Annotated in this window: 22 protein-coding genes and 1 tRNA gene; 14 read left to right on the top strand and 9 right to left on the bottom strand. The window is 63.8% G+C overall.

The window, feature by feature from the left end; genetic code table 11:
• Positions 1–6: 6 nt before the first annotated feature.
• Positions 7–423, bottom strand: coding sequence for a hypothetical protein (locus tag ACOOGG_RS08165; protein WP_420434111.1), 417 nt, complete (start codon positions 421–423; stop codon positions 7–9).
• 328 nt (positions 424–751) lie between these two features.
• Between ACOOGG_RS08165 and ACOOGG_RS08170 the strand changes: the two genes are divergently transcribed.
• The 9 genes from ACOOGG_RS08170 (at position 752) to ACOOGG_RS08210 (ending at position 11923) form a co-directional block, all read left to right on the top strand.
• On the top strand, positions 752–1876 hold the full coding sequence (locus ACOOGG_RS08170; protein ID WP_420434113.1) for an ABC transporter permease: 1125 nt from the start codon (positions 752–754) through the stop codon (positions 1874–1876).
• Positions 1873–2808 (top strand): ABC transporter permease, encoded by a 936-nt coding sequence (locus tag ACOOGG_RS08175; RefSeq protein ID WP_420434115.1) that lies wholly within the window; start codon positions 1873–1875, stop codon positions 2806–2808. Before ACOOGG_RS08170 ends, ACOOGG_RS08175 begins: the two co-directional genes overlap by 4 nt.
• Before the next feature lie 212 nt (positions 2809–3020).
• Entirely contained in the window at positions 3021–4154 is a 1134-nt protein-coding gene (locus ACOOGG_RS08180; protein WP_420434117.1) for a quaternary amine ABC transporter ATP-binding protein, read from the top strand.
• On the top strand, positions 4151–6190 hold the full coding sequence (locus ACOOGG_RS08185) for an ABC transporter permease (RefSeq protein ID WP_420434119.1): 2040 nt from the start codon (positions 4151–4153) through the stop codon (positions 6188–6190). The genes ACOOGG_RS08180 and ACOOGG_RS08185 overlap by 4 nt, the downstream gene beginning before the upstream one ends.
• 101 nt (positions 6191–6291) lie before the next feature.
• Positions 6292–7656 carry an MFS transporter gene (locus ACOOGG_RS08190; protein WP_420434121.1) on the top strand — a complete coding sequence of 455 codons (1365 nt, stop codon included), beginning with the start codon at positions 6292–6294 and terminating at the stop codon, positions 7654–7656.
• 362 nt (positions 7657–8018) lie between these two features.
• Entirely contained in the window at positions 8019–8603 is a 585-nt protein-coding gene (locus ACOOGG_RS08195; protein ID WP_420434123.1) for a DUF4389 domain-containing protein, read from the top strand.
• Positions 8604–8646: 43 nt separating this feature from the next.
• Positions 8647–9750, top strand: a complete 1104-nt coding sequence (locus ACOOGG_RS08200) for an amidohydrolase family protein (RefSeq protein WP_420435186.1) — start codon at positions 8647–8649, stop codon at positions 9748–9750.
• Positions 9747–10985 carry a CaiB/BaiF CoA transferase family protein gene (locus ACOOGG_RS08205; RefSeq protein ID WP_420434125.1) on the top strand — a complete coding sequence of 413 codons (1239 nt, stop codon included), beginning with the start codon at positions 9747–9749 and terminating at the stop codon, positions 10983–10985. Before ACOOGG_RS08200 ends, ACOOGG_RS08205 begins: the two co-directional genes overlap by 4 nt.
• Entirely contained in the window at positions 10985–11923 is a 939-nt protein-coding gene (locus ACOOGG_RS08210) for an SDR family NAD(P)-dependent oxidoreductase (protein ID WP_420434127.1), read from the top strand. The genes ACOOGG_RS08205 and ACOOGG_RS08210 overlap by 1 nt, the downstream gene beginning before the upstream one ends.
• Here ACOOGG_RS08210 and ACOOGG_RS08215 read toward each other — a convergent pair.
• The 3 genes from ACOOGG_RS08215 to ACOOGG_RS08225 form a co-directional block, all read right to left on the bottom strand.
• Complete coding sequence (locus ACOOGG_RS08215; RefSeq protein WP_420434129.1) at positions 11886–13172, bottom strand: amidohydrolase family protein; 1287 nt, start codon at positions 13170–13172, stop codon at positions 11886–11888. The two genes, ACOOGG_RS08210 and ACOOGG_RS08215, sit on opposite strands and share 38 nt — an antisense overlap.
• A 46-nt stretch (positions 13173–13218) precedes the next feature.
• Positions 13219–13292, bottom strand: a tRNA-Pro gene (locus ACOOGG_RS08220).
• Between the two features lie 140 nt (positions 13293–13432).
• On the bottom strand, positions 13433–13798 hold the full coding sequence (locus tag ACOOGG_RS08225; RefSeq protein WP_420434131.1) for a response regulator: 366 nt from the start codon (positions 13796–13798) through the stop codon (positions 13433–13435).
• Positions 13799–13886: 88 nt separating this feature from the next.
• On the opposite strand from ACOOGG_RS08225, the gene ACOOGG_RS08230 reads away from it, so the two are divergent.
• From ACOOGG_RS08230 to ACOOGG_RS08240, 3 genes are all read left to right on the top strand, one after another.
• Entirely contained in the window at positions 13887–14267 is a 381-nt protein-coding gene (locus ACOOGG_RS08230) for an anti-sigma factor antagonist (RefSeq protein ID WP_420434133.1), read from the top strand.
• 7 nt (positions 14268–14274) lie between these two features.
• The gene (locus ACOOGG_RS08235; protein ID WP_420434135.1) at positions 14275–15669 is read left to right on the top strand and encodes an NfeD family protein; all 1395 of its coding nucleotides are present in this window, start codon (positions 14275–14277) and stop codon (positions 15667–15669) included.
• A gap of 114 nt (positions 15670–15783) precedes the next feature.
• Complete coding sequence (locus ACOOGG_RS08240; protein ID WP_420434137.1) at positions 15784–16047, top strand: WhiB family transcriptional regulator; 264 nt, start codon at positions 15784–15786, stop codon at positions 16045–16047.
• A gap of 11 nt (positions 16048–16058) precedes the next feature.
• On the opposite strand, the gene selB is transcribed toward ACOOGG_RS08240, so the two are convergent.
• From selB to ACOOGG_RS08260, 4 genes are read right to left on the bottom strand one after another with little or no spacing between them, the layout of a single operon-like run.
• Positions 16059–17786 carry a selenocysteine-specific translation elongation factor gene (gene selB, locus ACOOGG_RS08245; protein WP_420434139.1) on the bottom strand — a complete coding sequence of 576 codons (1728 nt, stop codon included), beginning with the start codon at positions 17784–17786 and terminating at the stop codon, positions 16059–16061.
• Positions 17783–19054: an L-seryl-tRNA(Sec) selenium transferase gene (gene selA / locus ACOOGG_RS08250; RefSeq protein WP_420434141.1), complete on the bottom strand. Its 1272-nt coding sequence runs from the start codon at positions 19052–19054 to the stop codon at positions 17783–17785. The genes selB and selA overlap by 4 nt, the downstream gene beginning before the upstream one ends.
• 32 nt (positions 19055–19086) lie before the next feature.
• Complete coding sequence (locus ACOOGG_RS08255) at positions 19087–19515, bottom strand: FxsA family protein (RefSeq protein WP_420434143.1); 429 nt, start codon at positions 19513–19515, stop codon at positions 19087–19089.
• An 8-nt stretch (positions 19516–19523) separates the two neighbouring features.
• A complete protein-coding gene (locus ACOOGG_RS08260; protein WP_420434145.1) occupies positions 19524–20714 on the bottom strand; it encodes an Mrp/NBP35 family ATP-binding protein in 1191 nt (396 codons plus the stop codon).
• Positions 20715–20798: 84 nt separating this feature from the next.
• Here ACOOGG_RS08260 and ACOOGG_RS08265 point away from each other — a divergent pair, with 84 nt between their 5' ends.
• Together ACOOGG_RS08265 and ACOOGG_RS08270 are read left to right on the top strand one after the other, a co-directional pair.
• Positions 20799–21125 (top strand): HesB/IscA family protein, encoded by a 327-nt coding sequence (locus ACOOGG_RS08265; protein ID WP_420434147.1) that lies wholly within the window; start codon positions 20799–20801, stop codon positions 21123–21125.
• Between the two features lie 15 nt (positions 21126–21140).
• Positions 21141–22718 carry a 2Fe-2S iron-sulfur cluster-binding protein gene (locus ACOOGG_RS08270; RefSeq protein ID WP_420434149.1) on the top strand — a complete coding sequence of 526 codons (1578 nt, stop codon included), beginning with the start codon at positions 21141–21143 and terminating at the stop codon, positions 22716–22718.
• Here the strand turns inward: ACOOGG_RS08270 and ACOOGG_RS08275 are convergent.
• Entirely contained in the window at positions 22700–25405 is a 2706-nt protein-coding gene (locus ACOOGG_RS08275) for a bifunctional [glutamine synthetase] adenylyltransferase/[glutamine synthetase]-adenylyl-L-tyrosine phosphorylase (RefSeq protein WP_420434151.1), read from the bottom strand. The two genes, ACOOGG_RS08270 and ACOOGG_RS08275, sit on opposite strands and share 19 nt — an antisense overlap.
• Positions 25406–25414 lie beyond the last annotated feature (9 nt).

Here is a 25414-nt window from a genome sequence, read left to right on the forward strand (position 1 = left end):
GCTACCTCAGATTCCCTCGGACAGCCGTCCGAGGGCCCTGATCGCGCCTTTGGGCACCCGAGTCCTAAGCATGCCGGCGTCCACCGCCCGGGCGATCTCCGGGTCCACGGCGACGGTGGCCAGCACCGGCGCGCCGATGGCCCGCTCACAGTCAGACCGAGTCAGCGCCCGGCCAGCCTCAGCCACCAGCACCACCCCGCTGGGCCGAACCGGCAGCGACACAGTTCGACGCAAGGCCAGGTAGCACGCCCGGGTTACCAGCACCGACCGGTCGGCTTCGGCAGCCAGTCGCCAGCGCAGCTCATCGTCGCCTGAACCGCTGCCAGACTGCTCGGCTGGATGGCGCAGAGTCCCCGCGTCCACCACTACGGTGGCGTCGGTTGTCAGCCATCCCACAAGCTCGTCGGCTCGTCGAGAGCTCAACAGACCCTGCCCACGAGGGAGCAGCGAGAGGCTCGGCGTCAACTCCTCAAACACCCGTTCAAGCGAACATGGAGCGAGATCGCTGCGGAGCCACTCGCCCAATCCAGATGAAATCTCAGCACATCCGAACACCGCGGGAAGGTCGCCGCAGAGGTCGACGAGCAGAACAGGCCGATCGCGGCCTTGAGCGGCATGTAGGCTAACGAGAGCCGCGATCACAGTTGTGCCAGAACCCCCCTTGGTTGACCAACAGGTCACCAGCATGGAAACCTCCGCGACTTGATCGCTTCGGCAAGCAGAGGGGAACTCAGAACAATCTATGTTGAAAATGACTGATAATCAACAAAGATTTTCTGGCGGGCCCGATATTGGTCGTCTGCTCCGGCCGTTCGCTGGTCTCGTGGTGCCCGCAGCCGCGGTGATCGCCGCTCTCGCAGTAGGCGCCATTCTCCTCGGGGTATTTGGGGCCAACCCGTTTACCGGCTATCGGGCCTTGTTCACCGGGGCGTTCGGAGGCCCAGACGAGCTAGCCGCCACTGCCCTCAAATCAATTCCGCTCATGCTGGTCGGCGTAGGCATTTGTATCGCGTTCCGCACCGGCGTCATAAACATCGGAGGCGAAGGGCAGATCATCATGGGGGCCATAATGGCCACTCTGGTGGCCCTGGCCTTGCCCGATGTCCCCCGCCCCATCCTGGTACCGCTGGTGATGATCGCCGGAGGCGTCGGAGGGGGGATATGGGGAGCGATCCCCGGAGCACTGAAGGCCTACAGCGGGGTCAACGAGATCCTCAGCACCATCATGATGAACATCATCGCCGGGTTCTTCATGAGCTTCTTGTTGGAAGACTGGCTCATCGAACCCGGTGCCATCAGGATTCAGCAGACCAAACGACTGAGCCACAACGCCGATTTGCCCATCTTGCCAGGAGGCACACGTCTGCACCTGGGCATCGTGGTCGCGCTGGTCGTGGCCATTCTGGGATACCTGCTCTTGTTCCGCAGCAGTCTGGGCATGCGTTTGCGGGCGGTGGGCCATAATCCTCATGCGTCCCGTTCGGCGGGCATGAAAGTCGAACTGAGCATCACCCAGGCGTTGGCCTTCAGCGGCGCCTGCGCCGGGATCGCCGGTGCGGTGCTGGTGTTCGGCAGCGAATCCCACCGACTCATCGGCGAGGGTGGTCCGCTGGCATTCACGCAGAGCGCGGGGTTCAACGGAATCGTTACCGCCTTGTTTGGAGGGCTGCACCCGCTGTTCACCGTGCTGTCGTCCTATCTGTTCGGGGGAATGCTGGCCGGAGGCATCTCCCTGCAACGGGTGGTGCAGGTTCCCCAAGCCCTGGTGATCGCCCTCAATGGCGTGGTGGTGGTTTTCGTGGTGGGCAGCCTCAAACTGCGAGCCCGGGTGCAGCAATGGGCTGAAGGAGATATCCAGATGGAGGACCGGGCATGAACGATTTCTTCACAGTCTCCATCATCATCGCCACTTTGGCTTCAGGAATCCGCTTGGCCGTGCCCTTCTTGCTGGCCGCGCTGGGAGAGGCCGTGGGCCAACGGGCCGGTGTGCTCAACCTGGGGGTGGAAGGGGTCATGCTCATCGGCGCATTCGCCGCCTACTACACCGCCCTGGAAACTGGCAGCGCTGCCTTTGGGCTGTTCATGGGGCTCGTTGTGGGAATGGTGATGGGCCTCGTCTACGCCTTGATCACCGTGGTGATGCACGCCGAACAGGGCATCAGCGGAATCGGGATCTATCTGTTCGGCTTGGGCTTTACCGACTTGTTGTTCCAGAAGCAGGTGGGCACCCCAAGGCCCATCGGTGGATTGCAGGCCAAGCCCTTTGACTGGCTGGCCGAGGACACCGGCCGGGCAGGCGAATTGCTGTTCAGCCACACCGTGCTGACGTATGTGGCCTTCTTGCTGGTTCCGATCGTGTATTGGCTCATCACCCGGACCACTTTCGGACTCAACATGCGGGCCGTCGGGGAGAACCCCCAAGCGGCCGACACCCTGGGCGTGAGCGTGAACGGAATCCGGACGGCGGCCATCGTCATCGGCAACACCATGGCCGGACTAGCGGGTGCCGCATTGGCCTTGGAGATCGGGATATTCCAGCAGAACCTCACCGCGGGCCGGGGGTTCATCGCCATCGCTCTGGTGTATTTCGGCGCGTGGCGTCCGGTGGGAGTGATGACCGGTTCCCTGTTGTTCGGCATCGTGTCGGCCACCGTGCTTCAGCTTCAGGTTCAAGACGTCATCTCTGGATCGGTGTCGTCGATCGCCAACATGGCCCCTGCGGTTTTGACGGTGATCGTGCTGGTGGTGGTGAGCCGGCGCATCGGCCAGCCCGCGGCCCTCACCCGGCCGTTCACCCGTGACGGTTGATCCCAATTCTGCAAATGACAGCGCCATGACGCGCTTATCGGAGACCAAGAACAAGTTCTTGGCTACTGTGTATGAATCATCACGGGACGCCGATTTGGCTAGGTGTCCCAGGGCGGGGTGTTGTGAGTTCCAGAATTGAGCTGACCAACGTTTACAAAATCTTTGGGGCTCGCCCGAAGGGGCGGGCTCTGAAGATGGCTCAGTCCGGTGTCATGAAAGATGATGTCCAAGCGGCTACTGACCATGTGGTCGGCTTGCACGATGTGAGCTTCTCGGTACAAGACGGCGAGATCTTTGTGATCATGGGGTTGTCGGGGTCGGGCAAGTCCACCGCCATCCGGACGGTCAACCGGCTCCATGACATCACCGCCGGAACAGTGAAGGTGGACGGCATTGATGTAGGCACGTTCAACAAACGAGAACTGGAGCATTTTCGCCGGGAGAAGATGAGCATGGTGTTCCAGCACTTTGCCCTCTTCCCCCACCGCACCGTGGTTGACAACGTGGCCTACGGCCTCAAAGTCAACGGCGTAGACACCAATGATCGCCGACGCCGAGCCCTCGAAGCCCTGGAGCTAGTGGGCTTGGAGCGGTACTACCTCTCGTTCCCCCGCGAGCTGTCGGGCGGAATGCAGCAACGGGTTGGTTTGGCCCGGGCGTTGGCCGCCGACCTGGACATCCTCCTTATGGACGAGGCGTTCAGCGCCCTTGATCCCCTTATCCGCCGCCAGATGCAAGACGAGCTGCTGGCTATGCAGGGAGACATGCTGCACAAAACCATCCTGTTCATCACCCACGACCTCAATGAGGCCCTGCGGGTGGGCGACCGAGTGTGCATCATGAAGGACGGCGGTGTGGTGCAGATCGGCACGCCCGAAGAGATTCTTCGGGATCCGGCCACTGCTTACGTAGCAGAGTTTGTGAAGGATGTTGACCAGGGCCGGGTGTTGCAGGTGGAAAGCGTGATGACCCCGCCTTCTCCCTTCACCCTGGGCACCACGGTCGGCGAAGCCATAGCCGCTTTAAGCGAGAAGAGCAGCGCGTTTTGCATTGATGGCGAAGGCCGCCCAGTAGGGGTGGTCACCCGTGATCTGCTGGCTGCATCGCATCAGGCACCGGTGGAGTCGGTGATGAATACCGAGTTCGGAGTCACCACCCGTTCCGCCCCTCTGGTTGATGCCTACGAACTGTGCGCCAGCGGTGACTTGGTCGCAGTTGTCGACGACAAGGGTGCCCTAGAAGGCAGAATCCACGCACTGGATCTGCTCGCTGAACTGGGCGAGATCGAGTCCAAAGCAGAGCAGGTCAAAGCCGCCGATCCCTTGAGTGGAGAGGCCCTGCTGTGAGCGTGATAGCCGAGAACTGGCTTAACACAGGTTGGCGGGACAATGACTGGTTGAACGAATGGGAAATCCCCTTCGGCCGCTGGGTTGAGGAGAGCATCGACTGGCTCAATGTAGAGGGCGAGTCGGTCTTCAATGTGATCAAGTGGCCCTTTGAGAACCTCCTTGATCTGATCACCAACGACATCCTGCTAAACATCCCCTGGCCGTTCATGCTACTGGTTTTCGTGGCATTGGGATTCTTGGTTCGGGATGTGAAGGTCGGGTGTGGCGCCGCGGCCGGCATCCTTTTGTGCGGAGTGTTGGGGCCGGACTATTGGCGCTTCACCATGCAAACCATCGGAATCATCCTGGTAGCCGTCATTGTCTGCGTAGCCGTAGGCCTGCCCTTCGGAGTGCTATGCGCCCGCAGTGATCGAGTCTGGAATATCACCAGACCCCTCTTGGACGGCATGCAGCTGGTCCATGCCTTCACGTACTTGATCGCCATCATCTTCTTCTTCGGCACCGGGCCGGTGGGCGGCACCATATCCACCATGATCTTCGCCTTGCCTCCCATGATCCGCCTGACCAATCTGGGCATCCGTCAAGTGCCAAGCGATGTGGTAGAGGCCGCAAGGGCCTACGGGGCGTCCAACTTCCGCGTGCTCACCGATGTGCAGCTTCCCCTGGCCCGTCCGGCCATCATGACTGGGGTCAACCAGGTGTTGTTGCTGGCTTTGTCGTTCGTCGGCATCATCGCGGTTATTGCCGGTGGCGGGCTCGGCCAGTTGGTGCTGCGAGGAATCAACACCGCCGATCCCGCACTGGGGGCGGCATCTGGATTGGCCCTGTATTTGGTGGGTGTAGTCATGGACCGGCTGAGCCAGCCCGACCCATCTGACGACCGAACGCTGTTCCGCAAGATGGGAGCAGCCATCCGCGGCCGCTACACCGTGCCCGCTACACCCTCCGCCGAACCGGTTGCTGCTCCTGAGTCGCCGCCGGCATCCCCTACGCCTCGCCCTCGGCTGCACACCGCAATGGCGATTGCCGGAGGCATTGGATTGGTCGGGGGAATACTGGCAATTTGGAGTGCCTTTTCTACTTGGGTGGATGGTGCTGGCCGCCTCAGCAGCTACGCGCGACCCGATGACCAGTTGATGGACGGCAGCTTCAGCGGCGTTGACGCCACCGGGGGAAGCTGGTTCGGGATCATCCTGCTCATCATCGGTGTAATGGTGGTACTGCTGTCGCTGCTGGTACTGCTCCAAATTCGAGACCGTTGGTCTTCCTGGTTGGACGCTCCTTCAGGCTTGGTGTTCGCCGGTGTGTCCGTCATTGGGATGATGATCTTTTACTTGTCCATTGCCCCTCACGACCTGGCACCCTCCACCAGCCACGGCACCGGGGTGTACCTGGCACTTGTCAGCGGGGTAGTCCTGTTGGTTGGTGGTTTGTTGGCATGGCGAAATACCCGCTCCACCCCGGTGCCCCTTCGTACGGCAATGGTTCGAGTGTTTCTGGGAACTTTTGCCGTGGGCTTGCTGATCATCGGCTCCTTCTCCAACTGGGTCAACGACGAACGGCCTGACGCATTCACTCCCGAGCAGCAGAAGCTGATCGATGAAGAGCGGGCCAACCCCTCTGAAGGCGGGGTGAGTGCATCACTGATCGCCCAGGTCATCGGCGAAGCCCGAGAGGAGCCCAATCGCTATGACGGCTTCGATGACCAGGGTCCGTCTCTCGGGTGGGGCCTATTGACTATCGCCATTGCCCTAGCCGCAGTCGTTGTTCTTGCTGCCGCGGTGCCGCGAGCCAATGCGCTGTGGGATGCCCTCACATTGGGAGTGGGCACTGCCGTCCTGCTCGGAGTGGCTGCGTGGGTGGTGAGCTTCCTGCGGGTGTCGGTAAACGGCATCTTCACCGGTGCGGGAGCACTGCCGGTCTTGATGGCCTGCGGATTGGTGATTGGCACCACCATAGGGCGCATGCGCCAGCGGAGCCTGGATGAGCGCGAGGCGGCCGATGCCGCTGACGCCCCAACTTTGACCAAATAGCTAGAGATAGAAATCGCGAAGGGACCTCGACGGGTGGGAATCGCGTAGACGGCCCTTTCGAATATGGGCTGTTTGCATCTCGCCAAGTAAGACAGGGGGCTGTGCTGGCGCGTCATTGGGCGGTTTTCTGGGTGTGCATGGGGGCGGTGTTCCTGGTCACCATGGACGCCACCCTGCAGCCGCTGGCCCTGGTGAGCATCGAGGAGGGCTTTGGCACCAGCCGAACCGCAACCGCCTGGGTGCTCAGTGCCTACTCCATCTCATTGGCCACCTTCGTGGTTGCCGCCGGCCGCCTCGCCGACCGCTCGGGCCGCAAACAGGCCTTCCTTCTCGGTTTGGCCCTGTTCGTCCTTGGCGCGGTGGGCGGTTGGCTGGCTCCGGAACTCTGGGTTCTAGTGTTGTGCCGGGCTGTGCAGGGGGCCGGATCGGCATTCGTGATGCCGGCGTCCATCGGCCTGATCTTGGCGGTATGGCCAGAAGACGATCAGACCAGGGCCATAACCAACTGGACGGCCGTCGGCGGCATTGCCGGGGCCTTGGCTCCGCTGGTGGGCGGGGGGCTGATCGATATCTGGGGCTGGCGGGCCGCCTACGTGTTGAGCGTAATCATCGGAGCGCCGTCTTTTCTGGCCGCTCGGACTTTGTTGACCGACACCGAACGCAAAGTCACGTCGCGATTTCCCGATCTTGTCGGCGCATTCATGGTTGCGGGCAGCCTCGGCCTCTTGACCTTGAGCCTGGTGCAAGGTCGGACATGGGGATGGAGCGACCCTCGCATCATCGTGGCGTTCGCGCTGGCCGTTGTGCTGATCCCGCTGATCCGGCAGCGGATTCTGGGCCACCCTGCGCCCATAGTGGAACCCCGCTTGCTGAAGCTGCGAACCTATCGCCGGGCGCTGTTCATTGCCACCGCGATTCCCAGCTTCCTGTTCCCCTACTTCGTGATGATGATCCAGTACCTCGAACAGGTATGGGACTATCGGCCTCTCAAGGCGGGCCTTGCCTTGTTGCCATTTCCCGCGGTCGCCACTCTGGCCAGCGTGGTTGCGGGCCATCTGAGCCGTCGCTTCGACGAGCGCACTATCACCATCGCCGCCATGACCATGACGACACTTGCGGTGGTGTGGCTTCGGTTAGTTCCCGGTTCCGACCCCGCCTATTGGCAGGAATACTTCTTGCCCATCATCTTGGGCGGCATCGGCGGATGGGGGATGGGCCTGCCCATGATCAATGCCATCGGGGCCCGAGACCTCGACAACGAGACTTACAGCTTGGGTATGGGGGTGTTGTCCACCGCCCGTCAAGTAGGTGCTTTGACCGGGTTGGCCATTGTCTTCGGCCTGCTGGGCAACGTGTCCGACGCCGAATTGGCCAACCGCTTCAACCAGGTCTGGACCGTGCTGATTGTCCTTTCAGCGTTAGGGGTAGCCGCCGCCCTCTCCCTGCCCCGCCGCTCGATTCTCTAGCGGACTAGTTGGGAGCAGGCGTCGGGGCTTCCGAGACCTCTACACAGGGGGAAGCATTCGGGCGAGGCCCTAGTGGCCCGTCTGCGAATCCGCGTATGCGCTGGTGCTAAGTCCATGTATTCGTTGGCGCGACAAGGCGCCGTTAGCACCAGAGTGTGGATATGGGGGCGGCGATCATCACGGTGGGCACGTCCTGCATGAGTTGTTGCAACAGCGGATCCAGCATCCGAGGAAGGTATTGATCCATGAACCTACTGTACCGCTCTCACGCGGCTAGGAGTCCCGCTTTCACGCGGCTGATGGGGATGCAAGAACCGGACTGCGAAATCTGGAAAGCTGAATGCAGCCGAGAGGAGACGGTCATGGATTATCCAGCTTCGTTTGAGTTCAACGCCCCGGAGAAGGTGGCTCGCTGGAGAGTCATAGGGAATGGCATCTTGTTGATTCCCCACCTCATCGTGCTCTCCGCTCTTTGGTTCTTCTCGTTGATTGTCGACGTCTTTTCCTGGTTTGCCATCGTGTTCACGGGAAAGCTGCCGGTTGGATTGGCCGGCGTGAACTGTATGCTGCTCCGCTACAGCGCGAGGGTGGCCACGTTTCAGAACTTCATGCGTGGGTCCTATCCGCCGTTTGACTTTGACTCCTCTGCACAAGACAACGGCCAAGACCCGGAGGTGATAGTGAACTTCGCGCCCGAATACGAAGGGCGCAGCCGGTTGAGCGTGTTCTTTCGCTTTATCCTGCTCATTCCGATCGTGATTATGGGAATGATCTGGGGCATTCTGGCTTGGCTCGTTTCTATTGTCGGCTTCTTCGCCGTGCTGATCCTCGGCCGTTGGCCTAAGGGGCTGCTTAATTTCATCGTCGGCGTAAACCGCTTCAGTATCCGGACAAACGCCTATGGATCCCTGCTCACCGACAAGTTCCCTCCGCTGGGACTGAGTTGATCCCTTAGAACGCCTCCAACGAGCCGAGTACGGTGTCGGCGTGATGCAGTACCAACTGGTGTCGGCCGACTCCCATGTGAACGAGCCGCCTGATTTGTGGACCGACCGGGTGCCCTCTCGCTTCAAAGACCGGGCCCCTCGCATGGAAAGCTTCGAGCAAGGGGATGCCTGGGTTCTGGAAGGGGCCCACGATCCCATCAATTTCGGCGGCAACTGCTCCGCCGGCCTCCCGGCTGAGCAACGGTCGGGCTGGATTCGGTGGAACGAGGTAAGGGACGGCGGCTACGACCCCGCCGCCCGTCTCGAAGAGCAAGGCCAAGACGGCGTCGACCTGGAGATCCTGTATCCCACCCCCCGGATCGGAAATCAACTGGTGTGGCACCGCAACGATACGGATTTCCACGTCGCCTGCATCCAGGCCTACAACGACTGGCTGGCCGAGTTCTGCGCCCACAACCCCAACAGGTTGTGGGGCGTGGCCATCCTTCCTAATGTTGGATCGTTGCCCGCAGTGGACGAGTTGCGACGGGTTGCCGCTCTGCCGGGCATCAGGGGAGTGATGCTGGGGCGCTGGCCGAGCGGCGACGAAGTGCTGTCCAGCGAAGACGACCCCGTGTTTGCTGCTGCCGCCGAGGCCGGGCTGCCGCTGTCAATCCACGTGGGTTTTGCCACCCACGCCCAGGGCGATGTGACCAAGATGAAGCTCACCGGCTCCATGCGCTTCTTCGACATGCCGGTGCGCATCACCCAGCTCATCGAGGGCGGCGTGTTCGACCGCTTTCCCAGCCTCCAATTCATGGCCGTGGAAACCGACAGCTCATGGTTTCCCTACCTGCGAGAGCAAATGGACGACCGCTTCCGCCGAGCCAACCCGGTCACCCGGGCCCCGATCCAGCGTTCACCCGGCGATTATTTTGAGACAAACATCGCATCCACGTTCATCACCGACCACTACGGCGTCATCAATCGCCACCACATCGGCGTCACCCAGATGATGTGGTCCAGCGACTTTCCCCACGGTGGATCAGACTGGCCGGACTCTCGCCACACCATCAACAGCCACTTCGAAGGGGTGCCCGACGACGAGCGGTACGCCATCTTGGCCGGCAATGCCCTGCGCATCTACAACCAAGGAGCAAGCTCATGAGGGTGGGCGACATCACCGCTCCCGAACACGCGGCAAACGGCAAGCCGCTCGACGGCATCCGGGTGCTGGCCATCGAGCAGATGCAGTCGCTGCCCTACGCCACCCAGCTCTTGGCCCGCATGGGCGCCGAGGTTGTCAAGATCGAGCACCCGGTGCGGGGTGACCTGGGCCGGGGCTCGACTCCCGGCGTTGTCGATCCCGATGGCCGGCCGGTGGGCGGCACCTATCTGCGGAACAACCTCAACAAGCGCTCGGTGGGGATGGACCTGAAGAACCCCACCGCCATCGACCTCATTCGCCAGATGGTCCCCAAGTTCGATGTGCTGGCCGAGAACCTCAAACCGGGCACGCTGGCCAAGATCGGCTTGGGCTATGACGACCTGGCCAGGGTGCATCCCGGTCTCATCTATCTATCGGTGTCGGGGTTCGGGAACCTGGGCGAATCGCCGTATGGCCACTGGCCGGCCTATGCCCCCATCGCCGAGGCCATGGGCGGCCTGTACGCCATCAACCGGGCCGAGGGCGAGAATGTAAAGGTGTCGCCGGTGGGGGCGCTGGGAGACACCGGCTCGGGCCTCTACGCCGTGATCGGCGTGCTCATGGCCCTGCGCCAGCGGGAGCGCCACGGCCACGGCCAGCACGTGGACATCGCCATGTTCGACGCCATGGTGGCCTTCGGCGACCTGGTGCCCAACTATTGGTCGCTGGGCGCCGATCCCCGTATTCCCACCGCGATCATCAACGACGGCTTTCCCATCGAATCGGGCGAGCTGGTGATGCAGATCGGCCGGGAGCACCAGTTCGAGCGCCTCTGCCATCTCATCGGCCGCCCTGAATGGCTGGAAGACGAGCGGTTCTCAAGCCGCGACGGGTGGCGAGACCATCTGGATGAGATTCGGGCCGCGGTCCGCTCCTGGGCGGGGGCCCGCAGCACCGTAGAAGCCGCCAACGATTTGGCTGCTGCCGGGTTGGCCGCGGCCCCGGTGTTCGAGGCCCCCGACGTGATCGACGATCCCCATGTGGCCGCGCGCCACATGATGGTGGAGATCCCCCGCCCCGACGCCGACACCCCGGTGCTGACCCCCGGAAATCCGGTGAAGATGTCGGCGGTCAGCGAAGGCCCCGACACCCGCCCGCCGTGGCTGGGCGAGCACACCGACGAGGTTCTGGCCGCCGAGCTGGGCTTGAGCGCAGGGGCGCTGGCCGAGCTGCGGTCCGACGGCGCCATCGGTTGATGGCCTCGTCGCCGCTTCGCTTTGACGGGCGCACCGCCATAGTCACCGGCGCGGGCCAGGGTTTGGGCCGGGACTACGCCCTCTTGCTCGCCGAACGGGGAGCACGGGTTGTGGTGAACGACATTGCGGCCCAAGCGGCCGACGGTGTGGTTGACGAGATCACCGCGGCCGGCGGCACCGCGGTTGCCGACCACCACAGCGTGACCACTCCCGAAGGCGGTGTCGCCCTCGCTGAGCAGGCCCAAGAAGCACTAGGCCCTGTTCACATCGTGATCAACAACGCGGGGGTGAACCGGGCAGCCGAGTTCAGTGCGATGACGCCGGAGTCCGGCTCGGAGCTGTTCGGAGAGATGATCGCCATCCATCTGCTGGGACCGTGCCACGTACTGTGGCCGCTATGGCCCGCCATGGTGGAGCAGGGCTACGGCCGGGTGGTGAACATCGCTTCGGGTGCGGTGTGGGGACTGCGGGGCCAAGCCGCTTACGCCGCCTGCAAGGCGGGGGTGATGGGTTTGACCCGAACGCTGGCCCGAGAGGGCCGCTACCACGGTGTGCAGGTCAACTGTGCTCTCCCCTGGGCGGTAACCGATCAGAGCCCCGACCGCTCCGGCGAAGAGTTCGGCCCCATCATCGACACCCACATAACCCCCGAAAACGTCGCCCCAGCGGTGATCTGGCTGGCCCACGAAGAATGTCCATCGACTGGCGAGTCCTTCACCGTCGACGGCCCCCGAATGGCCCGCCTGGGCTGGGTCGCCAGCCAAGGCCACACCGACCTAGCCCCCACCCCCGAGTCCTACCGCGACCACTGGGATGAAGTCATCGACCTAACCAACTTCACCGTCCCCAAATCCACCAACGACCATATGCGCAATACGGTGATGCCAGCGTTCGCACCCCCTAGTCCATCGACAGCGGAACCGATTCGACGCCAGTAACCCATGGCCGGCCGGCAGCGGCGAGCGGCTCCCACTTACTTGCAGCCCCGGCAGGGTCGATTTGCCCGAGTTCCTCGGGGGTCGGGCCGATTCGATCAACCAGCGGTGCCAGCGCCTCGGTGTCGAAGCCGTAGAACTCCGCCGCGTTGAGTCCGAGAATGGCCGCAGTGTCGTCGGCGGGAATGTCCCAGAACGCCTCGGCCAGCGATTTGCGGGTGTGCGGCCAGGTGCCCTCGGGGTGGGGGAAGTCGTTGCCCCACATGATGTTGCCCACGCCGATCTCGAAGCGCCGGGCCAGCTCCCGCCGCCGAGTGTTCGACGCCCCGATGGCGCAGTTGCGGTCGAAGTAGTCGCTGGGGCTCAAGCTGAGGTGGCCGTAGGCATCGGCTGAGAGCTTCTGGGCCCCGCCGTGCTCCCGGGAGTAGGTGGCGTCCATGGTCCACAGCATGTCGGCAGCCCAGAAACAGCCGCACTCGGTGACCGCGTAGCGCAAACCGGGATACCGCTCGAACGCGCCGGAATACAGCAGGAACCACAGTGGCCGGGTAGTCCACCACCGCACCTCAGCCACGTACATGCCGATGAATCCGGGACCGGTGCCGTATTCCGCCCGGGGAGCGGCTCCCGAGTGGGTGTGAACCGGCATCTCCAGGTCTTGGCAAGCCGCCCAGATGGGGTCGTAGCGCCTCTCGTGGTAGCCCGGGCCTTCGTTCCACATAGAGGCGATGAGAATCCCGCCTCGCAGCCCCGACTCCCGTGCTCGAATGATCTCGGCCACCGCCGCCTCCACATCAGCGATGATCGGCACCACCGCCACCCCGGCTCGCCGCTCACGACTGTCATTGCACAGTTCGGCAAGCCATCGGTTATGAGCCCGGGCTCCGGCCATCAAAAGCTCGGAGTCTTGAGCAAACGACATGCCCAACCCAGCCCCGAACGGTGCCGAGGCACCTCCGGTAACCGCGTCGGCGTCAGGAAAAATCACTTCTCCGGCGACGCCGTCACCATCCAACTCCGCATCCCGCCGGGCCGCATTCCAGCCTCCTCGCAGGCCCTCTTCGTTTTCGCCGAACCATTCCTCTTCGAACTCGGCGTTGCCCATGATGTTGCCCTGGTTGCGAAACGCCTCCCGCTGCACCAAGAAGTCGTCGAAGGCATCGTGGTACTTAGATTCCAGATACCCCCGGTACTCCAAATTCGGCAACCCCGCATGGCAATCCGAGGAAATAACCAAATAGCGATCAGTCATGTCGGCCTCCTTGAGCGAACACTAGCCAAAGAAGCCAAAACCTGGGTCGGGCAGGCGGGATTTGAACCCACGACCTCTTCGTCCCGAACGAAGCGCGCTACCAAGCTGCGCCACTGCCCGTAAACCCAAACAATACCAATGGGGTGGGTAAACAACATAGGCGGTTTGGTGGGTGGCCGGGCTCTGGGCGCCCGCCGCCCGCAGGTCACGAGGACGGCGGGCTGAGCCCGGACAGGACCCGCCAAATCGTCGGGGGATGGTTAATCCAAAATAGCCAGTACCGCCCGCTGCAAACCAACCGCATCCAACGGCTTAACAATCCACCCATCAGACCTAGCCTGCTTCGCCAGGTAAACATCAGCCTCACGGTCCAACAACATCAGAACACGAGTATCAGGCGCCCGCCCCATCTCCGCCTCCATGCGCAAGTCGAGACAAGTCGCCATCCCCCCCATGTTGCCGATCTGAAGGTCGCAGATCACCACATCCGGCTGCTGCTCCCGCACCGCGCCCAACACATCCACTCCTGCTGTCACTCTGCTGATCTCAGATAATTCGCTCCCCAACGCGGCATCAACGGCGTTGTAAACGGAGTCGCTGTCGGTGGCCAAGAGCACATGAGTCACGCTTCGATGGTATCCAAATCAATATCGCCACAGCGTGCTGGGGAAATGTGGTTGGCCGATGGCATGGGAGCTGTCTCGCGTTAGCATCATGGTCGGTCACAGGGGAGGCGCATTGCTTGAGATCGAAGTCGAAGAACTAGACACCCACACAGTGCTCCGCCCCCGCGGCGAGATTGATGCCTACACCGTGGCCCAATTCCGGGAGCGCATTGGCGACCTGGCCCTCGCGCCCCGGCTGCTTATCGACTTGGGATCGGTTCCGTTCATGGACTCGGCTGGTTTAGGGGCGCTGATCGGCGGTATCCGACGAATCCGCGATTCTGATGGCGAGGTCGTGGTGGCCTGTGGGGAGGGAGCGCTGGCCCGACTGCTGCACACCACTGGTTTCGACCGGATCGTTCCGGTGGCCCAAACCTCAGAAGAAGCATTGGCCTCGCTGTTGACCCCCGACTCTCCAGAGGCGCTTTAACCCCACTGTGCGAACGCCTCGATTGAAGCTGGCGGCAGCCTGCCTCGTCGGAGGCAGCGTTCTGGCCGCCCTCGGCTTGGCCGGGGTGGGATCGGCCGCAGCCGACTCCCATGATTCTGATGCTGGCGTGGCCGTGGTGGTAGAGGTCACCGGACTGCTTGATCCGGTCATGGCCGAGCTCATCGAGAGCTCGGTGGCCGATGCGGCCGACGCGGGTGCCCGATTACTGGTGTTTCGCGTAGACAGCAGCCGTTCTGTCGTGTCTGACGACCGCTTGGCCGAGTTGGCCGACGCCATAGCCGGATCGCCGATTCCCATTGCGATTTGGGTCGGCCCGAATGGGGCTTCTCTGGAAGGTAAAGTAGCCCAGCTCTTCGCCACCGCCGATGAGGTGGGCATCGCACCCGGCACCCGGGTGGGCGACCTCGGCCCTACGCTTCCGATGCTGGCCGACCACCCGGTGGCCTGGAACAACCAGGATCTGATCCGCCACGAGGTGCTCGGATGGCGACAGCTCATCTGGGAAGGAGTAATCGCCTGCGATCCCCTCACACTCGACGATTTTGGCGACCGCTTCGCAGAGGCTGGCATCCCCTTCGATCCAAAGACTATTCGGGTTCCCCCCGATGAAGAGCAGTGCGTTGCCCCACTGATCGGCGATTTTCTGGTGGATCTAGATCATCTTGGCTTTGTGTCCAGCCTCGAAAACATTGACGCCCAACCGCGCTTGAAGCCGATTACCCAGGTTCAATTCCGAGGCCTGTCGCTCGCCCATCAGCTGTTCCACACCGTGGCCAGCCCGCCGGTGGCCTATCTGCTGCTGACAATCGGCATGGGCCTGATGCTGTTCGAGTTCTTCACTGCGGGTATCGGGGTGGCTGGCGTGGTGGGGGCCTTGCTGTTCATACTGTCCGGCTACGGGTTCGCGGTGCTACCCCACAACACTTGGGCGCTGGTGCTGCTGGCTGCTTCGATGGTGGCGTTCGGCATTGATGTCCAAACTTCGGTCCCCCGTTTTTGGACCGGTGCCGGGATGCTCATGTTTGCCGCGGGCACCTGGTGGCTCTACGACGGGGTGTCCATGTCGTGGATTCCCATGGTGGTGATGACTGGGGCAGTGGCGGTGGCCATGTTCTCGGGGATGCCGTCGATGGTTCGCACCCGCTTTTCAACGCCGACGATCGGCCGGGATTGGATGATCGGTGAGATCGGCGAGGTGGTGGACGATGTATCCCCCGACGGCGTTGTCCGGATCCGGGATGCGCTGTGGCGGGCCCGGGTCAATCGGGCGACGCCGGTGACCGCCGGCGACCAGATCCGTGTGGTGGAAATCGACGGCTTGTGGTTGGAGGTCGAGCCCCTCGAGGGCGCGGCCCGCGACTATCGAGAGCCTCGCCGATAGGGGGATGAGCAGGCCAAAATCCAAGATCGCAGCCAAAACCTGGCTGCGTATGCTCAATTCTCATCTTGTGTTCGGGCATCTTCGCCTATAAGGTCCGATCCAAGGGGGTAACAAGTGAGCGCTGTCACCAGTGAGAAAGTTTGGCAAATAAAGGCTGCATGTCGAGGGCCACAGGCGTCGGTCTTCTTCCCTCCTCCGTCTTTTGAGCGCAAAGAAGAGAAGCTGGAGCGGGAGAGCCGGGCCAAGGCGATTTGCGAGGAATGCAGCGTCATCGGCGAGTGCCGCGATTATGCCCTGAAAATTCGCGAGCAGCACGGCATTTGGGGCGGCCTCAACGAACTGGAGCGTCGAGAGATCCTCAGTCGGCACCGTAACTGATCACCGGGGCATCAAACGCTGGGCAAGCGGGGCCCGGCTATGCGCACATCTTCCCGACGACGGGTGACGCCGTTGCCGTCAAGCCAGGCCAGCAGCGGGAGTGCGTACTTGCGGGTGGTTCTCAATCGCTCACGTACTTCGGCCACGGTGACGCCGCGGGGCTGAACCGCCAACATCTCGGCCAGCACCGAACCGGCTGCCTCCAGGGCCGACGCCGCGAAGAACACGCCGTCCTGCTCCACGACGAAACCCCGCTTCACCAACTCCCGCACCTCGGTGCGGTTCACGCCCAGTGCCTCAGGATCAGGCGGGGTGAACGGCGCCGCTTCCAGCGCCGCGGTGTACCGGTGATTCTGGAATGGGTCCGACTGACCGACTGGCCGGACTCGGCCACCCTCGACAACCACATCCTCTATCAGGTTGAGAACCACCCGGTCCCGTTCGCTCAGCCCGGCTACATCCAGCCCCAGAGGCCCAGCATCGTCCACCGCATCCCGCAGCCGGGTCCGGGTGTCGGCGAGCACGGTCGGGCTCACCACCCATCGGCCTACATCGGGCGTCCGCTGTTGCCCGGTGAGCAGGGCCAGCCGTTCGACTTCCACCCATCCCCGCTCGGCCACCACCCGGTCGACAGACAAGTCGGGTCGGGCTTTGGAGGCGGGGAGCACCGGGTCGACGTCGAGGACGGTCCCACCCCCAATGGTCTCAGCCCGGCCGCTCTCCCGCAAGACGAACCGGTCGCCGGGCAGCAACGGCAGCCGGTGGGGAAGGTGAAGCCGCACCAGCCCGGTCTCGCCCGGTGACAGCGATTCAAGTCCAAGAATGCGCATCCTGGCGGGCAGCTCGCATGCCCCCAGATAAACGGCATGCGCGCCACGGCGGGACACGTCATGGTCCAGCGTGCTCAGCACCGTCAAGGAAGCATCGCACCGGTTGGTCAGATACCACTGCCCAGCTCGTACGAGCACGTCGCCTCGGGCCACTTCTTGATGGCTGACTCCCGACAAATTGACCGCCACTCGGTTACCGGGCCCGATCTTGGTCCGCTGGCTGTGATGGCTCTGCAAGGCACGTACCCGGACTGTGGTGCCCTTGGGCCGCAACTCCAGCTCATCGTCCACCCGGATTTGCCCGCCACCCAATGTGCCGGTCACCACCGTACCTGCCCCCCGCGCAGCGAAGGCCCGATCAACCCACAGCCTCGGCCGGCGCTGGTCGGCGGCCGGCGGAGTCCGGTCGGCCAGATCGTCCAGCCCGGCTCGCAGCTCATCGAGGCCCAGCCCGTCCACCACGTCGGTTTCCACCACCGGCGCACCAGTCAAGAACGTGCCCTCGACCCGCTCTTCCACCTCTAGGCGGGCCAACTCCGCTATGTCGGGATCGCACAAACCCACCTTGGTGAGTGCAATCAGCCCGTGTGACACCCCCAGTAACACCAGAATGCGAAGATGCTCCTCCGACTGCGGCATCCATCCTTCGTTGGCCGCCACCACGAACAAACAAGCATCCACCGCGCCGACTCCGGCCAGCATGTTGCGTATGAACCTCTCATGACCGGGTACGTCGATGATCGAAATCGACCGGCCCGAGGGGAGCTGAGCTGAGCCGAAGCCCAAATCGATGGTCAGACCTCGGGCCTTCTCTTCGGCAAATCGGTCGGGGTCAACCCCGGTCAGCGCCTCAACCAGCGTTGATTTTCCGTGGTCCACATGACCAGCGGTGGAGATAGTGATGCTCACCCAAGAGCCTTCAGGGCGGCGATCACATGGCGGTCATCACCGGGAGCCACCGTTCGCAGGTCGAGCCACGTTCGGTTGTCGCTCACACGGGCGATGATCGGGGGTGACCCGGCGCGCAGGGAGCCCGTCTGATCACCGTCCAGCACCACGCCGCACGAATCGATCTCTGTACCGGGAAGTGTGCCGCCGCCGGGCACCGACGCCATGTGTGCTACATCTCCAACGCCCGACTCCGCCACCGCCGATTGTGCCCGGTCTTCCAGGTCGGCAGTGGCTAGCGAAGCCATCCTCCAGAACTCGATGGCCTCCCCGTCTCGCCGCAAGTAGGCCAGCGTCACCTGTTGAAGGGCATTCAGCACCAGACTGCCCGGTCTTAGTGCCCGGGCCAGGGGATGGCGGCCGCACCGCTGCACCAGATCGGCCCTACCGGCGATGATCCCCGCTTGGGGACCGCCGAACAGCTTGTCGCCCGAGAACGTCACCAGCGCCGCGCCGTCGGCCAAACTCTGACGGGCGGCGGGTTCGCCGGCCAGCCATGCTGGGGGGCCGTGAGCCAGCCACGGGCAGGCGGCGTCGACCAGTCCCGACCCGATGTCGGCCACCACCGGGACGTCGAGGGAGGCCATCTCAGCTACGGTCACGTGCTCTGTGAACCCCACGATGCGGTAGTTCGACTGGTGGACCTTGAGAGCGAGGGCGGTGTCGTTGGCCGGGTTCTCCGCGGCCGATGCAAAATCGGCCAAACGAGTGCGGTTGGTGGTGCCCACCTCCACCAGGATCGCCCCAGACTGCTCCATCACCTCTGGCACCCGGAATCCGCCGCCGATCTCCACCAGCTCACCCCGGGATACCGCCGCTCCCCGCCCGGTGGACAAAGCTGCCAGTACCAGCAGAACGGCCGAAGCCCCGTTGTTCACCACGATGGCGTCTTCGGCGTCGCACAGCCGGGCCAACAGAGCCGCGGCGTGGGCGTGGCGTGATCCTCGGCGGCCTGAGGACAGGTCCAATTCCAGGTTGGAGTAGGCCGCGTCGGCGGAGACGGCCAGCGGGGCCCGCCCCAGGTTGGTGTGAAGCAGAACCCCGGTGGCGTTCACCACCGGGTGAAGCAGCGACCGGGCCGCGGCGTGGGCGTGGCTGCGGGCCCGCTTTTCGACGACCTCGAGGTCGCCGTCGGCGATGGCCTTTCGGGCCGCATCCACCAGCAGCGGGTGGGGCAGTCCCGTGTCGGCCAACGACCGGGCCAGGGCATCAACCGAAGGAGGCCTCACGGCTCTCAGCGTATGGCCCGACTGTGGTGCCGTCATTCTCCGTTGGCGAGATCGGTATCGTGAACGGTTCCCGGTCCGGGTTCTCCAGGGCCGAAATAGGCCACGCGGTGTCGGAAGCGGCGGATCAGGACCGGGCGGATCGCCATGCGGGTGGGTGGGAACAAGAGCAGCAGGCCGAAGGCATCGGTCACAAACCCGGGGGTGAGCATGAGGGCCCCAGCCAGCAGCACCAGGGCCCCGTCCACCAGCTCCCGGCCGGGCATCTGACCCTCGTGGAGCTTGCCTCTGACCCGCCAGAGCACCGCCAGCCCTTGAGCCCTCACCATCCATGCGCCGACCACGCTCACCAGGATCAACAGGCCGATTGTCTCCAACGTCCCAATGCTCCGGGCGGTCTCCACGATCACGAACAGCTCTATGAGCGGCACCGCGATGAACAGGAGCACCAGCCAGACCAGCACGCTAGACCCTATCCTGAAGCGATGTCGAGGCTGGCCAGGGCTTGCTCGGCGGCCTCGAAAATCCGAGCAGTGCAACCGGCCATATCGACAGGGGGAATTTCTTCCAGCAATCGGTCAGCGATGGCCTTAAACGCATCGGCCGCCGGGCCGGGGGCATCCTCCAATACCACGGGCGTGCCCTCATCGCCGCCCGGGGCGACCGAGGCGTCGATGGGCACCTGGCCCAACAGGGGCACTTTCAGCTGATCGGCCAGTTCCTGCCCACCCCCGCGGCCGAAGATGGCGTACGACTCCCCGTCTGGCGCCACGAACGCGCTCATGTTCTCGATCACCCCGGCGATCCGGAGATAGTTGCTCCGGCCCATCGAGGCCACCCGGGTGGCCACTTTCTGGGCACTGCGGGCCGGTGTGGTCACCACCACCATCTCGGCCTGGGGGAGCATCTTGGCGATGCCCATCTGCACATCGCCGGTGCCCGGCGGCATGTCGATGAGCAGATAGTCGACCCGCCCCCAGCGCACATCTTCCAAGAAATGCTGGACGGCCCGGTTCAACATGAGCCCCCGCCACATCAGCGCGGTCTCCTCCCGGTCCACCAAGAACCCCATCGACACCACTTCCAGGGTGCCGTCGCCCACCTGCTTTTCATTGGGGACGATCTTCTTCTCGTTCTCTGCCCCGGACAGCCGCCCCTCGATTCCCAGCATTCTGGGCACCGAGTAACCCCAGATATCGGCGTCCATGACCCCTACCCGCATGCCCCGCCGGGCCAGTTCCGCGGCCAGGTTCACCGTCACGGTGGATTTGCCCACTCCGCCCTTGCCCGAAGCCACCATCACCACCTTGGTCGTGGGGGACACCGCGGTGTCGGGGGCGTTCTGGGCCACATTGAAGCGGGCTTTGGCCATGGTGGCGGCTTTTTCCTCCTGGGTCAGCTCGCTCCAGTGGATCTTGACCTTCTCTACACCCGGGAGATCGCCTACTCGGGTGCGAACCTCCCGCTGGATCTGGGCTCGCAGCGGGCACCCCGAGGTGGTGAGGGCCACCGTCACCTCGACCAAGCCGTCGGTATTGACCACCGCGTCTCGCGCCATGCCCAGATCGACGATGTCGCTGCCCAGCTCGGGGTCGATCACCCCGCGGAGCACGCCCATAACGTCGTCAACCGTCGGCAGGGCCGCAGCTAGTCCTTCACTCACGATGGTCATGCTATCGGGTATGTATACCGACCAAGTCTGCGGGTAGACTGGCACTGGTTCACAGCACCGAGTAGGGAGAGGCTTGTGATCACACTCACTGACGCGGCAACTAGCAAAGTCGGATCCTTGGTCCAACAAGAGCAGGCCGACGACGAGGATCTGGCCCTGCGGGTGGCGGTACGGCCCGGCGGCTGTTCCGGATTCAGCTACGAGATGTACTTCGACGCCGACTTCGGTGCCGAGGACCAAGAGGTTCTCTTCGGTGACGTCAAAGTGGTGGTCGACTCATCCAGCGCGGCTCTGCTTGAGGGCGCGGTTCTCGACTACAAAGACGGACTGACCGATGCGGGTTTCTCCATCACCAATCCCAACGCCCAGCGCACCTGCGGTTGCGGCCAGAGCTTCAGCTAACCCCCTTCGCCGCACATGGCGGCCGCATTGGAATTCACCGTAGACGGTCGTCGAATCGAGGTGCCCGACGACGGTGCCTCGCTCATGGAGGTATTGCGCGACCGCCTCGGCATTAGCACCGTGAAAGATGGATGCAGCCCGCAAGGCCAATGCGGCTGCTGCACCGTGTGGGTGGATGGGAAGCCTCGCGTGTCATGTGTGACTCCCGCTCGCCGGGTTGCCGGTCGGGCGATCACAACGTTGGCCGGCTTGCCTCCCGAAGCCCGCATTGGGTGGGGGGAGGCATTTTGTGCGGCCGGTGCCAGCCAGTGCGGGTTTTGCACCCCAGGCATCATCATGCGCCTAGCGGGCCTCGATGCACGCTCGAGTGGGGATCGCCCCTGGTCAGGCGAAGACCGGCACACATCGGGCGCAGTCACCGCGCTGGCGGCCCATTTGTGCCGCTGCACCGGTTGGCAGACCATCTTGGAGGCATGGGACAACTTTGGCACCACTGCCCCTGAACGTGATTGGGCAACGGCAGCTCGGCGAGCGGAGCTCGAAGGAGGCGTACCCCAAGTTGTCGGGTCGACCGTGGCCTTGGGGGAGGGAGGTTTCGCCGACGACACCGCTCCCCAAGGGGCGTTGGTGGCGCTGTCAGATGGTCGGGGCGGCTGGGTGCTGGGGGAGACCTTGGCCGAGGCTCGGGCCGCGGCCGGGAAAGTGCAGGGCCGGCGAACCCCAGACGAGCTTCCCAAGCCCCTGAAGTTTCCCGAGGGCGATTGGGCGGTACGCCTCCGCACCTCATGGGTGGAGCCGGCCTATCTGGAGACCGACGCCTCATGGTGTTCTCCGGGCGGCGAACCGGCCAGCCCGCTAGCCAACGGAGGTGCTTTCGGGGCCAAGGCGGCATCGCCGCTGCCGAGGATCGCCCGCCAGCTGGCTGACGAACACGGCCGCCCAGTCCGAGTGCTGTGGTCGCGTGAAGACGCCGTGCGCCATGGTCCCAAGCGCCCGCCGGTGGCCATCGGCATCACCGATGACGGCCGAGGAGTGGCTCGGGTGGTCCGCACACCTGGGGTGTCCGATGTCATCGCCTCGGTCGCACCCGGCCTCAAAGTGGAGGAGGTGGATGTAGACGGTCCGTCGACATCGATCGCCATTCGCGGCGCAGGGTGGGTTGAGTCTGTCGTGGCATTGAGCGCGCTGGGCGACGGGTCCGGCGAGATAGTTGCCCCCGGCGGAGGATCAGCCTGGGCCGAGTGGCGCCAGGGCAGCTTTCGGATTCGGGTGCGCGGCGGGGATCCGTTGGATGAGATCGTGCTGCGCTCTTACTGCATAGGCGCGGCTCACATGGCCTATAGCTGGGTCACTGCCGAAGCATTGACAGTGGGCCCCAACGGCGAGGTGCACGACCTCACCATCCGCTCCTTTGGCATTGTGCCGGCGTCGCGGATGCCTCCGGTGGAGGTGGAGATCGACTCGTCCGATGGCCCACCAGTCAAATGCTCCGACGCCGTGTTTGCCGCGGTGGCCGCGGCCACCTGGCGAGCAGCCGGTTTTCCACCCGACTGGCCCACCGGCTCCGTCAATTTCTATTTGACTTCGCCGTAGAGCAGCCGGTCAGTCACCTCACGGACCGCCTCGGTGATCTCCTGGTAGTCAGCTTCCAAGTCCTTGGTGCTTGGATAGCCGAGCCGCCGGGCCAGCAGCAGCTCTTCGTGTTCGTCGTTGGGGAACACGTCTGAGGAGAGCCCGGAGAGGTGGTAGCGGGCGTTGCGGAACCGTTGGCAGAAGCGGTAGCCCACATCCAAGGTGGCCCGGTCGCCGATGTCCAGCAGGTTGTGCTCCGACAAACCGGATAGCGCCGGCAACGTGCGGTTGTCCCTAACCGAAGTTCGTCCGAACCCGTGCTGGAGTTGCATGAGCTGCACCGTGAACTCGATGTCGCTCAGCCCGCCCGCGCCGAGCTTCACGTCACGGGCCTTGCTGCCGGTGCCCAGCCGCTCAGCTTCTATGCGTCGCTTCATGGTGCGGATCTCGTCGATTTCGGCTTCGCTAAAATCGGGCTGGTAGCACCACTGGTCAGCCAGTTGAAGAAACCGCTGCCCGAGTTCAGGGTCCCCGGCCACAAAGCGACGCTTCAACAGGGATTGGCGCTCCCACAGCTGACCCCGCTCGGCGTAGTACCGCTGGTACCCCTCAAGCGATCGGGCAAGCTGCCCATTCTCCCCCTCAGGGCGCAATCGGGCGTCGATTTCCCAGGCTCGGCCTTCAGCGGTTTGGGCCCCGATCTCCTGAAGCAGGCCCCGGGCGGTGCGATTGGCTGCTCTGGCGTCATCAGAATTCGCGCCCTCGTACACGAAGATCACATCCAGATCAGAGGCATAGGAGAGATCAAGACCCCCATAGCGCCCCATCCCGATCACGGCAAAGGGCATCTCCGGGGCCAGCGAATCGACAGCAGCGGCCACCGCGGCATCAGCAATGATGGTCAACTCCTGGGGAATCTCAATGATCGAGGCCAGGCCCAAGATGTCCCGGGCCGCCACCCTCAGCTGTTCGCGCCGGACAAACCGCCGCAGCTCAGCCATCTGGAGGTCGTGGTCGCCGGCGGCTGAATGCATCGCTTCGATGGCCTCCGCCATCAAGGCTTCGACAGTTCGAGGAATGGCCAGCTCGTCGGGGCTCATCAGCGAGCAGGCGAACTCTGGATGGTTGCGCATCCATCCCGCGGCCACCCGGCTGGAACCCAGCAGGCGGGCGATGTCGCTGATGGCGATGGGGGAGTCTCGCAGCACCGGGAGGATGGTGCCGATCCGGTAGGAGCCGTCCAGCAGCCATGCCAGGCGGACCAGTCCCAAATCAGGATCAGGGGTGGTGGCCAGCGCCTCCACCATGATCACCAGAACCTGCTGCATCACGTTGGCCCGCCGGCCCAAGTTCTCGGTCAGGCGTTCGATGGTTGCCACCGCTCGGTCGGTGTCGGCGAAGCCCAGCTGTCCCAGGTGGGCGGGAAGCAGTTCGCTGACCAATCCGGTGTCGTGCATCTGATCCAGGGTCTGGCGGTAGAAAATCCGCTGGTGGATCTCCCGAACCGACGATTGATGGCGGGTATGGGAGGCCTGGAATGCTTCCAGGTCCTCGAACCCAGATGCCCGGGCGGCCCACTCTCGGTCGGCGTCGGCGGTGGGCAGCTCGTGGGTCTGGCGCTCATCCCGAAGCTGCATACGGTGCTCCACCGTGCGCAGGTGGATGTAGGCCGTGGTGAAGTGGAGTGCGTCGGCCTGGTCGATGTACTCGCCCCAGCTGAGCTGGCGCAGGGCAGTGAGGGTATTGGGGGAGCGGATGGTGGCATCGGAACGGCCGTGAACTAGCTGCAAGAGCTGCACGGTGAACTCGATGTCTCGCAGACCGCCCGGTCCCTTCTTGAGCTCCCGGTCGCCCTTCAGCTTGGCAGACTCCTCCACCCGCAGTTTCAAGGCTCGGAGATGGGGCACCGTGTCCGCTTCCATGTTCTCGCCCCACACCCCCGGTTTGATGGCGTCGAAGAAGGCATTGGCCACATCGGGGTCCCCCGCCGAAAGCCGGGTCTTTATGTAGGCCTGCCGCTCCCAGGGCACTGCCCACCGGTCGAAGTAGGTTCCAAACGCTTCTGGGGTGCGGCTCAGCGCCCCGGCCCCTCCCTCGGGCCGCAGCTCGATGTCGACCCGGTATACCTGGCCCTCCGAGGAGAAGGCGGTGAGGATCTCCAACACCTTTCGAGCCCGGCGGGCCGCGGCCGCCGAATCGCCTTCGTGCGCGAACACAATATCCACGTCGCTGGCGTAGTTCAGCTCGTTGCCCCCTAGCTTGCCCATGCCGATAATGGCCAGAGGCGGACCTTCATCGGCGATCTCCAAGGCTCGGACGAAACAGGCGTCGGCCAACAGCGACAGCTCCCGGCCCACGGTGGGCAAGTCAGCCTCACCCAGCAGGTCTCGCAGGGCAATGCGCAGAAGCTGGCGCCGCTTCCATCGCCGCAGACCGTCCAGGGCGTCATCATCATCGGGAGCGACTAGCGAGATCTTCTCGGTGGCGAAGTCGGCGGGCGGATCGAGCACCCCCAGCAGGCTGGGGTCGCGGCGCACCGCCTTACTCATGCTGCGAGAGGCCCCCGCCAGCATGGCTGCCGCTCGGGCCCGGCGCTCATCGGTGATGCCGAGGTCGTCGATGAGGGATCGGGCATCTTCCGGCCACGGCGAGGCGGCGATCAGGAAGTCAATGTCCTGGTTTTGGTGACCGCGGTCTTCAGCTTCCATATGATCCCA

Source organism: Candidatus Poriferisocius sp., from assembly GCF_965214065.1.
Taxonomy (GTDB): domain Bacteria; phylum Actinomycetota; class Acidimicrobiia; order Acidimicrobiales; family Bin134; genus Poriferisocius.

Coding starts and splice junctions, on each gene's coding strand:
- ACOOGG_RS08170 (WP_420434113.1), top strand. CDS start 752: ATGACTGATAATCAACAAAGATTTTCTGGCGGGCCCGATATTGGTCGT.
- ACOOGG_RS08175 (WP_420434115.1), top strand. CDS start 1,873: ATGAACGATTTCTTCACAGTCTCCATCATCATCGCCACTTTGGCTTCA.
- ACOOGG_RS08180 (WP_420434117.1), top strand. CDS start 3,021: ATGAAAGATGATGTCCAAGCGGCTACTGACCATGTGGTCGGCTTGCAC.
- ACOOGG_RS08195 (WP_420434123.1), top strand. CDS start 8,019: ATGGATTATCCAGCTTCGTTTGAGTTCAACGCCCCGGAGAAGGTGGCT.
- ACOOGG_RS08200 (WP_420435186.1), top strand. CDS start 8,647: ATGCAGTACCAACTGGTGTCGGCCGACTCCCATGTGAACGAGCCGCCT.
- ACOOGG_RS08205 (WP_420434125.1), top strand. CDS start 9,747: ATGAGGGTGGGCGACATCACCGCTCCCGAACACGCGGCAAACGGCAAG.
- ACOOGG_RS08210 (WP_420434127.1), top strand. CDS start 10,985: ATGGCCTCGTCGCCGCTTCGCTTTGACGGGCGCACCGCCATAGTCACC.
- ACOOGG_RS08215 (WP_420434129.1), bottom strand. CDS start 13,172: ATGACTGATCGCTATTTGGTTATTTCCTCGGATTGCCATGCGGGGTTG.
- ACOOGG_RS08230 (WP_420434133.1), top strand. CDS start 13,887: ATGGTCGGTCACAGGGGAGGCGCATTGCTTGAGATCGAAGTCGAAGAA.
- ACOOGG_RS08270 (WP_420434149.1), top strand. CDS start 21,141: ATGGCGGCCGCATTGGAATTCACCGTAGACGGTCGTCGAATCGAGGTG.
- ACOOGG_RS08275 (WP_420434151.1), bottom strand. CDS start 25,405: ATGGAAGCTGAAGACCGCGGTCACCAAAACCAGGACATTGACTTCCTG.